Origin of the sequence: Stenotrophomonas sp. NPDC077421, assembly GCF_049545505.1 — a bacterium.
Classification (GTDB): Bacteria; Pseudomonadota; Gammaproteobacteria; order Xanthomonadales; family Xanthomonadaceae; genus Stenotrophomonas; species Stenotrophomonas nematodicola.
The window spans coordinates 15,606-29,401 of record NZ_JBMWDP010000004.1 but is presented as its reverse complement, the minus strand read 5'-3'; the positions used below and the strand labels follow the sequence as shown (position 1 = coordinate 29,401).

Genomic DNA, 13,796 nt, shown 5'->3' with positions numbered 1-13,796 from the left:
CCGTAGAGCCGGGTTCTACCCGGCTGCCCTTCGTCAGGCACATGCACACCTGACACCCGCCGGGCAGAGCCCGGCGCTACCAAGGCCACCCGCGCGCACCCGTGGAGCCGGGTTCTACCCGGCTGCTCTTCGTCAGGCACATGCACACCTGATACCCGCCGGGCAGAGCCCGGCGCTACCAAGGCCACCCGCGCGCACCCGTAGAGCCGGGTTCTACCCGGCTGCTCTTCGTCAGGCACATGCACACCTGACACCCGCCGGGCAGAGCCCGGCGTCACCAAGGCCACCCGCGCGCACCCGTAGAGCCGGGTTCTACCCGGCTGCTCTTCGTCAGGCACATGCACACCTGACACACGCCGGGCAGAGCCCGGCGCTACCAAGGCCACGCACGCGCACCCGTAGAGCCGGGTTCTACCCGGCTGCTCTTCGTCAGGCACATGCACACCTGATACCCGCCGGGCAGAGCCCGGCGCTACGGGAGGGGCCATCGGCACCAGGCGAAGGGGTAATCGTTCATGCCCTTGGCCAATCCGGCGCGCAGCGGGTTGGCGAGTATGTAGGTGGCCGCGGCCAACAGATGGCGATCGTCGCGCTGCAGCTGGTCGTAGTAGCCCGGTTGCCAAACGGTGCCCCGGGTGCTGTTGCTCTGGTTGAGGGCCTTGGCCGACCGCGACTTGAAGGTTCGCATCACGATCGACAGTGGTGTGTCGCGCAGGCGGAACATCCAGTGGATATGGTCGGGCATGACCACCCATGTCAGGGAGTCGGTGCGGCCTTGGGCATCCGAGGTGCGCAGCCAGTGGCAGACCTCCTGCGCATTGGCGGTATCGACGAACAGGCGGGTGCGCTGCGCCGTAACCGTGGTGACGACGTAGTAGCTGCCCTCGCAGGAGATGCGTCCGCGTTGTAGAGAAGGACTCGCCATGTCTGCATCGTGGGCGAGGCTGCGCGAACCTTGAAGCAGGGGGCGCTGCGGTGTCGTGTCAGGGGAATACCCGATCTGATGTGATCTTGTCATTGGGTGCGCAGGCACCTTGTAGAGCCGGGCGCTGCCCGGCTTGCATGATCGTGCGTGAGAGCAGCCGGGTAGAACCCGGCTCTACGGGGCGTGGGCCAGCGTGCGTCCTCACGTTTTCGGCAGCGCGTAGGCGATCACGTAATCGCCTGCGGGGGTTTCCATGAAATGGTGGCCGCCGGCCATGATGACCACGTACTGCCGCCCGTTCTGCTCGTAGATCATCGGGTTGGCCTGGCCGCCGGCGGGCAGCGGGGCGTGCCACAGCTCCTTGCCGGTCTTCAGGTCGATGGCGCGCAGCAGGTCGTCGGTGGCAGCAGCGATGAAGACCAGGCCGCTGGCGGTGACGACCGAACCGCCGTTGTTGGGCGTGCCGATCTCGATCGGCAGGCCCGAGCGGATGCCGAACGGACCGTTGCCGCGGGCGCTGCCGAACGGGCGGTCCCACAGCGTTTTGCCGCTGCGAAGATCGACGGCGCGGATGCCACCATACGGCGGCTGCTTGCACAGCAGACGGGTGAACGGCAGTCGCCAGCCGGCGTTGACGTCGACGGCGTACGGCGTCCCCACCTGCGGGTCCCCCGCCCCTTCGGCGCCGCCCTTGTCGGCGCGCACCTCCTCGCGCGGCAGCCAGCCCAGTCTGTCCGCCGTGGCGCGCGGCACCAGCCGGTTGTAGTTGGGCATGTCGTTGTAGTTGGCCACGATCACCCCGCGACGTGGATCCACCGCGACACTGCCCCAGTCCGAGCCACCGTTGTAGCCGGGGTACTCGATGGAATGGCGGTCGGCCGTCGGGGGAGTGTAAAAACCCTGGTAGCTCGCCCTGCGGAACTGGATGCGGCAGACGAGCTGGTCGATCGGGGTCATGCCCCACATGTCGCGCTCGGTCAGGTCGGGCTTGCGCAGCGTGTGGTACAGCGAGAACAGCTGCGTGGGCGAGCGCTGCTCCGGCTCCACCCCGCCACCCGGCACCGGGCGCTCCTCGGCGGGAGTGAGCAGCTGCCCGGTGCGGCGATCCAGCACATACATGTCGCCCTGCTTGGTCGGCAGCAGGATGGCCGGCACCTTGCCGGCCGGGGTGGGATAGTCGACAAGCGTCGCCTGCGAACCCAGGTCGTAGTCCCACACGTCCTTGCGCACCGCCTGGAAGTGCCACACCGGCTTGCCCGTGTTGACGTCGATGGCGACCAGCGAGGTCGCGTAGCGGTTCTGGGCCTCGGTGCGCGACCCGCTCCAGTAGTCACCCGCCGCATTGCCCATCGGCAGGTAGACCAGCCCCAGCGCGTCGTCACCGGTGGCGGTGGTCCACATGTTCGGCGTGCCGCGGGTATAGGTATGGCCGCGCGGCGGTGCACCGCTGCGCTGCGGCTGGTCCATGTCCCAGGCCCAGCGCAGCGCGCCGGTGACTGCGTCGTACGCCTGGATCACGCCGGACGGCGCATCGCGACGCTGGCCGTCCAGCACCTGGTGGCCGGTCACCACCACGCCCTGCACGATGGCCGGCGGCGAGGTGATCGAGACATAGCCCGGCGGGGTCTCGCCCATGCCAAGGGTGATGTCGACCTGGCCGTTGTTGCCGAAACCGGCGCACGGTTTTCCCGTGGCGGCATCGACCGCGATCAGCCGGCCATCCAGCGTGCCCTCGATGATGCGCGCCGCGCAGGCGCCGCGCGGCACCTGGGTAAGCAGCGGTACGCCCACCTGCGGCACGGCCAGGTCGGCGGCAACGTCGGCCAGTGCAGCGTCCTGCGCGGTGGCCGGCACCTCGTAGTAGGCGACGCCCCGGCAGGCGGCGGTGTACGGAATCGAGGCATTCCTGACCTTGGGATCGAAGCGCCAGCGCTCGCGCCCGTCGGCGGCATCGAGGGCGATCAGCTGGTTGCGGGCGGTGCACAGGTATAGGCGGTCGCCGATCTTCAGCGGGGTGGTCTCCGCGCCCCAGCGTTTGTCCGGCAGATCGCGGGTGCGGAATACCCAGGCCTGCTGCAGGGTTCCCACGTTGTCCGGGGTGATCTGCTGCAACGGCGAGAACCGGGTGGCTGCGTTGCTGCGGCCGTACGCGGCCCAGTCACCATCGGCAGGCCGGTCGGCCGGTTGCAGCGCCGCCTCGGCTGTCGGCGCCAGCCCGGCGGCGACCATTGGCTCGGGGAAGGCACCCACGGCTGCGGTGACGCCATGCGGAACGAACGCCAGGCTGAAGGCCGCCACGAACACCAGCGCCAGGACACCGGCCAGACTGCGCGACACAGCGCGGGATACCGGCCGTCGCAGGCGCGGCAGCAACAGGCAGAGCATGAAGGCCAACGCCACCATCAGCCCGAGGCGCGGCACCCACCGCCAATAGTCGCTGCCCGACTCCCACCAGGTCCACAGCACGGTGCCCACCAATACCAGTGCGAAGCACGCCGCACCGCTGACCCGTCCGCGCCACAACTGCACGCCGGCCACCAGCAGGCCGACCCCGGCCAGCACGTAGTACCAGGAACCGCCGAGGCGGGCCAACCAGCCGCCGCCCAGCACCAGCACCGCGCCAAGCACCAGCAGGATCATCGCCAGGACACCCAGCAGCCAATGGCGGGTGTAGCGGGCCTGCGTCGTGGCGGACATCGCGCGCTCCTCCCTTCCCCTGCACCGCCGGCCAGCGTCTGCACCGGTCCTGTGGGTCCTTATCCCACCGGGGTCGTGAACGCGGCGCGTTCTTTCCAGCCGTGCCTGGACCCCCCAACGGAAAACGCCGGCAGGCGCCGGCGTTTTCCGTGGTACCGCAACGCAACCGCGTTACGCGTCCGGCGGTGCCACCACCGGCGCGGCAGCGGTCGCGGCCGCCTCGTCGGCGCCCTCTTCGTCGGCGCCGTCATCCAGCGAGGCATCCATGCGCTCGACCGCCTGCAGCTTCTCGTCCTTGGACAGGCGGATCAGGGTGACGCCCTGGGTGTTACGGCCCACGCGCGAGATTTCCGAGCTGCGGGTGCGCACCAGGGTGCCGCCATCGGAGATCAGCAGCACCTCGTCGCGCGGCCCCATCAGCACCGCGCTGACCAGCTTGCCGTTGCGCTCGGTGGTCTGGATGCCGATCACGCCCTGGGTGCCACGCCCCTTGCGCGGGTAATCCGGCAGCGGGGTGCGCTTGCCGTAGCCGTTCTCGGTAGCGGTGAGGATGTACAACGCGTTGTCGTCATCCACCCCGTTCTCGATCACGGCATCGCCATTCTCGCCCACGGTCTCGTCGATGACGGTGTCATCATCGTTGTCGTCCTCGCTGCCGCCGGCACTCTCGGCCACGATCAGGCTGACCACTTCCTCGCCCTTGGCCATCTTGATGCCGCGCACGCCGGTGGCGGTACGGCCCATCGAGCGGACCTTGTCCTCAGCGAAGCGCACGGTCTTGCCGTTGGAGGCGAACAGCAGGATGTCACGCTCGCCATCGGTCAGGCCGACCCCCACCAGCGCATCGCCGTCATCGAGATTGATGGCGATCTTGCCGCGTGCGAGACGGAACGCAAACTCGCTGAGCGGCGTCTTCTTGACCGTGCCGTTGCGGGTGGCGAAGAACACGAACTGACCATCGGCGTATTCACGCACCGGCAGCACGGCCTGCACCTTCTCGCCGGACTCCAGCGGAATCCAGTTGATGATCGGCCGGCCGCGGGCATTGGAACCGGCTTCGGGCAGCTGATGCACCGGCAGCCAGAACACCTTGCCCGAGCTGGTGAAGGTGAGCAGCGTGTCGTGTGTGTTGACCAGCCACAACTGCTCGATGAAATCCTCTTCCTTGGTCGACGCCGCGCTGCGGCCACGGCCACCGCGGCGCTGGGCGCGGTAGGCGCTGACCGGCTGGCGCTTGACGTAGCCGGCATGCGACAGGGTGACCACCACGTCTTCCGGCGCGATCAGGTCGAGGATGTCCAGGTCTTCTTCGCTGTGGCGGATCTCGGTGCGGCGCTCGTCGCCGAACTCGGTGCGCACGTTGATCAGCTCTTCGCGGATCACCTGCAGCAGGCGGTCCGGATCTTCCAGGATGTGGATCAGCCCGGCGATCGTTTCCAGCAGCTGCTTGTATTCCTCGGTCAGGCGGTCCTGCTCCAGCCCGGTCAGGCGGTGCAGGCGCATTTCCAGGATCTGGGTGGCCTGGATCTCGGTCAGCTGGTAGCCACCCTCGATCAGGCCCACGCCCTTGGGCAGGTCGTCCGGACGCGAGGTCTCGGCACCGGCGGCACCAAGCATCGATCCCACCAGGCCCGGCTCCCAGAGGCGGGCGAGCATGCGTTCGCGCGCTTCGTTGGGATTGGGCGAGGTCTTGATCAGTTCGATCATCTCGTCGATGTTGGCCAGCGCGACGGTCAGGCCTTCCAGCACGTGCGCACGGGCGCGCGCCTTGCGCAGCTCGAACACGGTGCGGCGGGTGACCACTTCGCGACGATGGCGCACGAAGGCCTCGAGCAGCTGCTTGAGGTTCATCAGCTGCGGGCGGCCATCGACCAGCGCCACCATGTTGATGCCGAACACCGACTCCATCTGGGTCTGCTGGTAGAGGTTGTTCAGCACAACTTCCGCCGACTCGCCGCGCTTGATTTCGATGTAGATGCGCATGCCGTCCTTGTCGGACTCATCGCGCAGCTCGCTGATGCCTTCGAGCTTCTTTTCCTTGACCAGCTCGGCGATCTTCTCGATCAACCGGGCCTTGTTCACCTGGTACGGAATCTCGGTGACGATGATCGATTCGCGGCCGTTGTCGGCCACTTCGATATCGGCCTTGGCGCGGATGCGCACACGGCCACGACCGGTCCGGTAACCGGCGACGATGCCGGCGGTGCCGTTGATGATGCCCGCGGTCGGGAAGTCAGGGCCCGGGATGTATTCCATCAGGCCGTCGACGTCGATCGCCGGATTGTCGATCAGCGCGATGCACGCATTGATCGACTCGGTCAGGTTGTGCGGCGGGATGTTGGTCGCCATGCCCACCGCGATACCGGCCGAACCATTGACCAGCAGGTTCGGGAACCGGGTCGGCATGACCGTCGGCTCCAGTTCCTTTTCGTCGTAGTTGGGCTGGAAATCGACGGTTTCCTTGTCGATGTCCGCCATCAGCTCATGGGTGAGCTTGGACATGCGCGCTTCGGTGTAACGCATCGCCGCGGCGGAGTCGCCGTCGACCGAACCGAAGTTGCCCTGGCCATCGACCAGCATGTAGCGCAGCGAGAACGGCTGCGCCAGACGCACCAGCGTGTCGTACACCGACTGGTCGCCATGCGGGTGGTACTTACCGATGACGTCACCGACGATACGCGCCGACTTGAAGTAAGGCTTGTTGCTGTGCGCGTTCAGCTCACTCATCGCGAACAGCACGCGGCGATGCACCGGCTTGAGGCCATCGCGCGCATCCGGGAGGGCGCGGCCCACGATCACGCTCATCGCGTAATCGAGGTAGCTCTTGCGCATCTCGTCTTCCAGGTTGACCTGGATGATTTCCTTGGCGGTTTCTGCCATTCGGGTTCCGTTGTCTGGTAGCGGTCCAGTCCGTCGCAGCCAGCCCTTTCGGGGCGGCCGCGCCGGAATCTCGATTAACCGTTGAAGTCTACCACAACGGGCCGTTTCCCGCCTCGTTTTACCGGGGTTTTACCGGCAAGAATCAGGAACTTACGGGGCCGTTGCGGGGGCTTCCCCGAAGGCGGCCCGCATATTGGCCGTGGTCGGGTTCAGGATCACCCCGCGCTCGGTCACGATGGCATCGATCAGGGCGCCCGGGGTGACATCGAACACCGGGTTCCAGGCGGCGATGCCCTCGGCCACCGTACGGACCCCGCCCACGCCGTACAGCTCGCCGGGATCACGCTGCTCGATCTCGATCTGGTCGCCGTCGGCGGTGTCCATGTCCACCGTCGAGGAAGGCGCCACCACCATGACCTTCACCCCGTGGTGGCGTGCGGCGATGGCGAGCTGATAGGTCCCGATCTTGTTGGCGGTATCACCGTTGGCGCAGATGCGGTCCGCACCGACGATCACCCACTGCACCGCGCCGGTCTTCATCAGGTGCGAGGCGGCCGAGTCGGCGATCAGGGTCGCGTCGATGCCATCCTGCTGCAGCTCCCACACGGTCAGGCGGGCGCCCTGCAGCCACGGGCGGGTCTCGCCGGCGAACACGCGGGCGATGCGGTGCTGGGCCATGCCGGCGCGGATCACGCCGAGCGCGGTGCCGAAGCCGGCGGTGGCCAGCGAGCCGGTATTGCAGTGGGTCAGCACGCCGCTGCCGGCCTCGATCAGCCCGGCACCCAGCGCGCCCATGTGGCGGTTGGCGGCCAGGTCTTCATCGGCGATGGCCTGGGCCTCGGCCGCCAGCACGTCGCGCCAGTCGCTGCCGGCCGGCGCCAGGGCGCGGCGCATGCGCGCCAGGGCCCACGCCAGGTTCACCGCGGTCGGCCGTGCGGCATTGAGCCGCTGCAGCGCCGGCTCCAGCTTCAGCAGCGCCTGCGCGCCATCGTCGGCCTGCACGTCGTTGGCGGCCAGCACCGCGCCCCACGCCGCAGCAATGCCGATGGCGGGTGCGCCGCGCACGGTCAGTGCGTGGATCGCCGCGGCGACGGCATCGCTGTCATGGCACGCCACGTGCTCGACCACGAACGGCAGCTTGCGCTGGTCCAGCAGTTGCAGGGCGTCGCCGGTCCACAGGATCGGGCGGATGTGGTCGTAGCGGGCGTAGTCGATGTCGGTGGATGCGTTCATCGCGCCATTGTAGCGGCGCGCCGGCGTCGGGTCAGGCCCGGACGCGCGGCCGTTTCAATTGACCGAGAACTCGGCGCGGCAGCCGTCGTCCACCCACACCCCGCGTGCGTCCCAGCCCCAGCTCCGCCCCTGCTCGCACGGGCTGCCGGACAGCTGCCTGGACAGCGTGGCGCCGTGGTTGATGCTGGCACCGCAGAAGCGACGCTGGCGCGACTTGGATTCGCAGGTGAGCAGTCGCGGCACCATCAGGAAGCCGGACCCGTCGGCGGCCCCCACTTCGAAATCACCCTGGCATCCACGCGTCACCCAGATCTCGTTGCGGCGTACGCCCCAACTGTGGTTTTCGCGGCATGGCAGCGCCGACAACTGGCGCAGCAGGCGCACCGGTGCACCCTGCAGCACCACCGGGCAGTTCTGCGGGCGACCATTGGATTCGCAGCGCACCACGCGCCGCGTCAACCGCTCGCCTGCGCGCTTGGCGGTCACCGGCGTGCGGGCGCGGAACTCGGCGCGGCAGCCCAGCGTCACCCAGACCCCCGAGCGATCAGTGCCCCACTCGGAGCCGCGCACACAGGTGTTCTCCGACAGCTGGCGGACCATATCCACGCCACCGTCCACGGGCATGTCGCAATGCACCCATTCCATGTCGCGCGATTCGCAGCGCACCACCTGCCCGGCATAGCCGGACGACTGCGCCACGGCCGGCGATGCCAGCCCTGCCCACAGCAACAACGAACATAGCGGCATGCCTGCGCTGGCCAACACCTTCATCGACACGGTCCCCGCCGCAACTGAACGATCACGCGTTACACCTTCTGACATCGGGTGTGATCAGAGCATCATCATCCACGGTGCGCAAGACGCAATTGGCCGGGAACGGTTCAGGCCCGGGCGAAATCGATGGCCAGGACATCGGCAATCGCCGGTGTACGGTTCATCGCCATCAGCAACCGGTCCACCCCCACCGCTACGCCCGCACAGTCGGGAAGCTGCGGCAATTCGGCCAGCAGCGCCTCGTCCAGGGGCGGCAGCACCGCGCCGCGCATGCGCCGCACCGCAAGATCGCGCTCGAAGCGCGCCCGCTGCTCGGCGGCATCGTTCAGCTCGTGATAGCCGTTGGCCAGCTCCACCGGCCCCAGATACAGCTCGAAGCGCTCGGCCAGTGCCGGCGTCCCGGGCCGTATGCGCGCCAGCGCGGCCTGGCTGGCCGGCCAATCGTGCACGACCGTCATCGTATCGTCACCGAACGCAGGCTGGATGCAGTGGGTCATCAGCAGGTCCAGCCAGTCGTCGCGGGTCAGCCCCTGCGGATCGATGTGGATGTCCGACAGCGGCGCGCGCAGTGCGTCGATGTCCGCTTCGAACGGGTCCACCCCGAGCTGGCGCCGGTACAGACTGCGGTAGTCGATGACCTCCAGGCGCGCCTCGCGCTGCACCAGCGAGAGTGCCGCGCGTACCAGCGCCGCCGTTTCCCCGATCAGACGGTGATGGTCCCAGCCCACGCGGTACCACTCGAGCATGGTGAACTCGGGATTGTGGCGGCCGCCAGCTTCGCCGTTGCGGAACACCCTCCCCAGCTCGTAGCAGTCGCCCACACCGGCGGCAAGCAGGCGTTTGAGCGGATACTCCGGGGACGTGCGCAGCCAGCGCTGCGCCTCACCCGCATCGACGTGGCCACTGAAACGGGTGTGGAAGCTGTCAATGTTGGGTTCGGTATTGCCGGCCACCGACAGGATCGGCGTTTCCACTTCGAGCACACCACGTGTGGCGAAGAAGTCACGGATGCACGCATTGAGCGCGGCGCGCTGGCGCAGGGCCGCGATCATGCGCGCGCGTCGCGCAGGCGTTCGGCCAGCGGCAGGGTCAGCAGGTCGCGGGTGTCATCCACGTAGCCGGTGGCCAGGTACAGGCGGCGCGCCAGTTCGTTGTGATGGTTCACTTCCAGGCGCATCCGCGCGACGCCGCGCGCGTTGGCACGCTGCTCAAGGATCGCCAGCGCCTGCTTGCCACGCCCACGGCCGCGCGCGGCGTGCTGCAGGTAGAGCTCATCGAGCAGCGCGAAGTGTCCGCCCTGCTCCAGGCTGAAGCCCATCGCCAGGGCCGCATAGCCCACCACCTCGCCGGTCTCGGACAGCCACAGCAGCACCTCGCCGTTGCGCGGCTCTTCGAGCAGGGCCAACAGCGCGGGACGCACGCGCGCCGGGTCGAAATCGAGCTTGTCTTCGGCGTAGAAGTCGCGCATCAGGCCAATCAGCAGATCGGCGTCGGCCACGGTGGCCAGGCGGAAATCGAGGGGTACGGTATGCATGCGACGTCTCGTAGAAATCAGTGTGCGGCCAGGTAGGCCAGCAGGCGGTCTTCGTCCCAGACCTCCACGCCCAGCTCCTGCGCCTTGGTCAGTTTGGACCCCGCCTCGGTGCCGGCGACGACGAACGCGGTCTTCCTGGACACGCTGCCGGAGACTTTCGCGCCCAGCGCTTCCAGCCGCGCCTTGGCATCGTCGCGGGTCATCTGCGCCAATGTGCCCGTCAGCACCACGGTCTGCCCGTCCAGCGGCCCGGCAATCTGCTCCGCCTGGTCCGGGGCCAGGTCCAGGAGTTCCTGCCGGCAGGCCTCGGCCTTGAGCAGCATGTGGCCATGACCGTCGCGGTCGAGCCAGTCGGCCAGGCCCAGCGCAACATCATTGGGCAGCCCGGCGGCGACGAAACGCACCGGCTCGGCATCCAGCAGCGTGGCAGCGTCAGGCAACGCGGCTACCAGCTTCTCGGCGCGCAGACGGGTAATGCCCGGGATTTCGGCCTCCACCAGCACCTGGGCGAAGTCCAGGCCGTCGCGCAGCTTGGCCGACGGCCTGTGCGTGTCGGTGATGCGCACCTTGCCGATCGTGATCAGAGCATCGATGGCCTTCTGGTTGCCGTCCTGCTCGAAGAAGTGCCCGAGCGATCGCGCCACTTCGCCGCCAATGTCCGGCACACGCTTGAACAGCGGCCACGGCAGCCGGCGGATCAGCGCCAGGTCGCCGAACCAGGCAGCCAGCGCCTTGGCGGTGCTCTCACCCACATGCTCGATGCCCAGCGCGAACAGCAGCCGCTCCAGCGTGGTGTCGCGGCTGGCGTCGATGGCCGCGATCAGGTTGTCCGCCCAGCGGGTGGCAATTTTCTTCGTGTTCCAGACGAACGCTGCCGGCATCGCCAGCGCCTGGGCGCGCCAGGTCTCGTCGCGGCCATCCAGCTGCAGGATCGCGCGCAGGTAGTCGCCACTGGCCTCCGGCGGGAGGTGCGCGCCGATCTGGCTGGCCAGTGCCTCGGGCGACCCGGCATCGAGCACCAGCTTCAACTGCAGCAGCTGATCGCGCTGCAGCCGGTACAGATCGGCCACGCCGCGCACGATGCCCGCATCGACCAGGGTGTCGATGTACTTGCCGCCCAAGCCATCAATGTCCATTGCGCGGCGCGAGGCGAAGTGCGCGATGGCCTCCTTGCGCTGCGCCGGGCAGCTCAGCTCACCCGAGCAGCGCCAGGCGGCAGCGCCTTCTTCGCGTACGATCTCCGCGCCGCATACCGGGCAGTGCGTCGGCATCTGCCACGGTGCGGTGCCGGCTGGCCGGCGCTCGGCGATCACGCTCACCACCTCCGGAATCACATCGCCGGCACGGCGTACGATCACGGTGTCGCCCACGCGAACGTCCAGCCGCGCGATCTGATCGGCGTTGTGCAGGGTGGCGTTGGACACGATCACCCCGGCCACCGCCACCGGGTCCAGGCGGGCCACGGGCGTGGCCGCACCGGTGCGCCCGATCTGGATCTCGATGGCCTCCACGGTCGTGGTCTGTTCCTGCGCCGGGAACTTGTGCGCGATCGCCCAGCGCGGTGCGCGGGAGACGAAGCCCATCTGTTCCTGCCCGGCGCGGTCATCGAGCTTGTAGACCACGCCGTCGATGTCGAAGGCAAGCCCGTCGCGGCGCTCGCCGATGTCACGGTAGTACGCCAGCAGGCCCTCGCTCCCTTCCACCACCTGGCACAGGTCGCTGACCGGGAAGCCCCACGCGCGCAGCTGCGCCAGCGTGGCCGAGTGCGTGGCCGGCAGCTCGCCGCCCCGCACCTCACCGGTGCCGTAGGCGAAGAAACTCAGCTTGCGCCGCGCGCTCACCTTCGGATCGAGCTGACGCAGCGAACCGGCTGCGGCATTGCGCGGGTTGGCCAGCACCTTGCCGTCGTGCAGCCGGGCGTCGGCGTTGTAGGCCTCGAAATCGGCCCGCGCCATGTAGACCTCGCCGCGCACCTCCAGCACGTCGGGCCAGCCCTCGCCCTGCAGGCGATGCGGAATCACACGGATCTGGCGCAGATTGACGGTGACATCCTCGCCGGTGGCACCATCCCCACGGGTAGCGCCCTGGACGAACTGGCCGTCCTCGTAGCGCAGGCTGATCGCCAGGCCGTCCAGTTTCGGTTCGGCCGAAAAGTACAGCGCGTCGCGGCGCAGCCGCTCACCGATGCGGCGCACGAAATCCTGCACTTCTTCATCGCTGAACGCATTGCCGAGCGACAGCATCGGCACCACATGCCGGACTTCGGCAAAGCGTGAAGAGGCCTTGCCGCCCACGCGCCGGGTCGGCGAATCGGCACGGGCCAGCTCGGGATGTGCCTGCTCCAGCGCCTCCAGCTCACGCACCAGCGCGTCGTAGTCCGCGTCGGGAATCAGCAGCTCGTCGCGCTCGTGGTACGCCTTGCCGGCATCCTCGATCTGGCGGCGCAGGACGTCGGCACGTTCGGCGGGGCTGGGGCTCATGCGGTCGGCAATCCTGAAGGGGCTGCCGATTTTATCGCGGATGGTGAACGCTTGCCGCCTCACGCCAGCAGCGCTAGCGTGCCGGCTTGCCCTCTGCACACGGTGCCCCGTGACACATCCCAGCGCGCCCTCCCGCCGTTCCTTCCTGCACCTGGCCGGCACCGGCCTGGCACTGTCGACGCTGGGGCTGACGCCCGCGCAGGCCGCCCTGCTTCGCTCCGGGCCGGCAGCCCCTGCCGGCGGCCCGGTCCTGCTCAACTTCAACGAGTGCCCCTACGGTCCTGCCCCGGCTGCGCTGGCCGCAGCCCGTGACGTCGCAGGCCGGAGCGGGCGGTATCTGTTCGCGATGGCCGGCGAACTGCGCGACCTGTTCGCCGCACAGGAAGGTCTGGGCAAGGAACAGGTGCGGCTGTTCCCGGGCTCCAGCGAGCCGCTGAACCGGGCGGCCGTGCTGTGGACGGGGGCCGGTGCCGGGCTGGTGGTCGCCGATCCGACCTTCGAGGCGCTCGGCGATCTGGCTGCCGCACGCGGCGTGCCGGTGGTGCGGGTGCCGCTGCGCGCGGACGGCGCGCACGACGTGCGGGCGATGGTCGCGGCCGCCGCGCGCATCGACGCCGGGTTGCTGTATCTGTGCAATCCCAACAACCCGACCGGCTCGATCACACCGGCCGCCGACATCGCCTGGTTGCTGGCGCACAAACCGGCGCGTACCCGCGTACTGGTCGATGAGGCCTATCTGCAGTACAGCGAGCAGCGCTCGGTGATCAGCGAGGTAATGCAGCGCGACGACCTGATCGTGCTGCGCACGTTCTCCAAGCTGTATGGCATGGCCGGGTTGCGCCTGGGCGTGGCAGCCGCGCATCCGGACCGCCTGCGCGAGCTGGCCAGCCTCGGTGACAACCCGTTGCCGGTGACCGCGCTGGCGGCCGGCCTGGCCAGCCTGCGCGACCCGGACCTGATCGTGCGACGCCGGGCGGAGAACGCCCAGGTGCGCCAGGCCACGATCGCGTGGCTGGGCAAGCGCGGCTTTTCCTGCGTGCCGTCCGAAGCGAACTGCTTCGTGGTCGATGTGCAGCGCGAGGGTGCCGCGTTCGCCGCGGCGATGGCCGAACGCGGCGTTGTGATCGGACGCAGCTGGGCGATCTGGCCGCAGCGGGTGCGGGTCACCGTGGGCACGGCAGCGGAGATGGAGAGGTTCCAGACCGCCTTCGCCGCCGCAATCGACCCGCCCCGGTAGCGCCGGGCTCCGCCCGGCTGCTCCACCGCGCTACGC

At 68.7% G+C, this 13,796-nt stretch carries 9 protein-coding genes; 1 reads left to right on the top strand and 8 read right to left on the bottom strand.

Features of this window, described 5'->3' with window-relative positions; all coding sequences use genetic code 11:
* Positions 1 to 472: 472 nt before the first annotated feature.
* From ACPEH1_RS03340 to ligA, 8 genes are all read right to left on the bottom strand, one after another.
* Positions 473 to 925 carry an REP-associated tyrosine transposase gene (locus ACPEH1_RS03340; RefSeq protein WP_166473169.1) on the bottom strand — a complete coding sequence of 151 codons (453 nt, stop codon included), beginning with the start codon at positions 923 to 925 and terminating at the stop codon, positions 473 to 475.
* Positions 926 to 1,126: 201 nt separating this feature from the next.
* Complete coding sequence (locus ACPEH1_RS03335; RefSeq protein ID WP_423715231.1) at positions 1,127 to 3,622, bottom strand: membrane-bound PQQ-dependent dehydrogenase, glucose/quinate/shikimate family; 2,496 nt, start codon at positions 3,620 to 3,622, stop codon at positions 1,127 to 1,129.
* 171 nt (positions 3,623 to 3,793) lie between these two features.
* Positions 3,794 to 6,502 (bottom strand): DNA gyrase subunit A, encoded by a 2,709-nt coding sequence (gyrA, locus tag ACPEH1_RS03330; protein WP_017356951.1) that lies wholly within the window; start codon positions 6,500 to 6,502, stop codon positions 3,794 to 3,796.
* Positions 6,503 to 6,652: 150 nt separating this feature from the next.
* Positions 6,653 to 7,735: an S-methyl-5-thioribose-1-phosphate isomerase gene (gene mtnA / locus ACPEH1_RS03325; protein WP_136007154.1), complete on the bottom strand. Its 1,083-nt coding sequence runs from the start codon at positions 7,733 to 7,735 to the stop codon at positions 6,653 to 6,655.
* Positions 7,736 to 7,789: 54 nt separating this feature from the next.
* Entirely contained in the window at positions 7,790 to 8,506 is a 717-nt protein-coding gene (locus ACPEH1_RS03320) for a DUF3011 domain-containing protein (RefSeq protein ID WP_136007152.1), read from the bottom strand.
* A gap of 110 nt (positions 8,507 to 8,616) precedes the next feature.
* Positions 8,617 to 9,561 carry an EF-P lysine aminoacylase EpmA gene (epmA, locus tag ACPEH1_RS03315; protein WP_423715230.1) on the bottom strand — a complete coding sequence of 315 codons (945 nt, stop codon included), beginning with the start codon at positions 9,559 to 9,561 and terminating at the stop codon, positions 8,617 to 8,619.
* Positions 9,558 to 10,043 carry a GNAT family N-acetyltransferase gene (locus ACPEH1_RS03310; RefSeq protein ID WP_017357436.1) on the bottom strand — a complete coding sequence of 162 codons (486 nt, stop codon included), beginning with the start codon at positions 10,041 to 10,043 and terminating at the stop codon, positions 9,558 to 9,560. The genes epmA and ACPEH1_RS03310 overlap by 4 nt, the downstream gene beginning before the upstream one ends.
* Before the next feature lie 17 nt (positions 10,044 to 10,060).
* Positions 10,061 to 12,523, bottom strand: a complete 2,463-nt coding sequence (gene ligA, locus ACPEH1_RS03305; protein WP_423715229.1) for an NAD-dependent DNA ligase LigA — start codon at positions 12,521 to 12,523, stop codon at positions 10,061 to 10,063.
* Between the two features lie 109 nt (positions 12,524 to 12,632).
* On the opposite strand from ligA, the gene ACPEH1_RS03300 reads away from it, so the two are divergent.
* On the top strand, positions 12,633 to 13,760 hold the full coding sequence (locus ACPEH1_RS03300; protein ID WP_423715228.1) for a pyridoxal phosphate-dependent aminotransferase: 1,128 nt from the start codon (positions 12,633 to 12,635) through the stop codon (positions 13,758 to 13,760).
* Positions 13,761 to 13,796 lie beyond the last annotated feature (36 nt).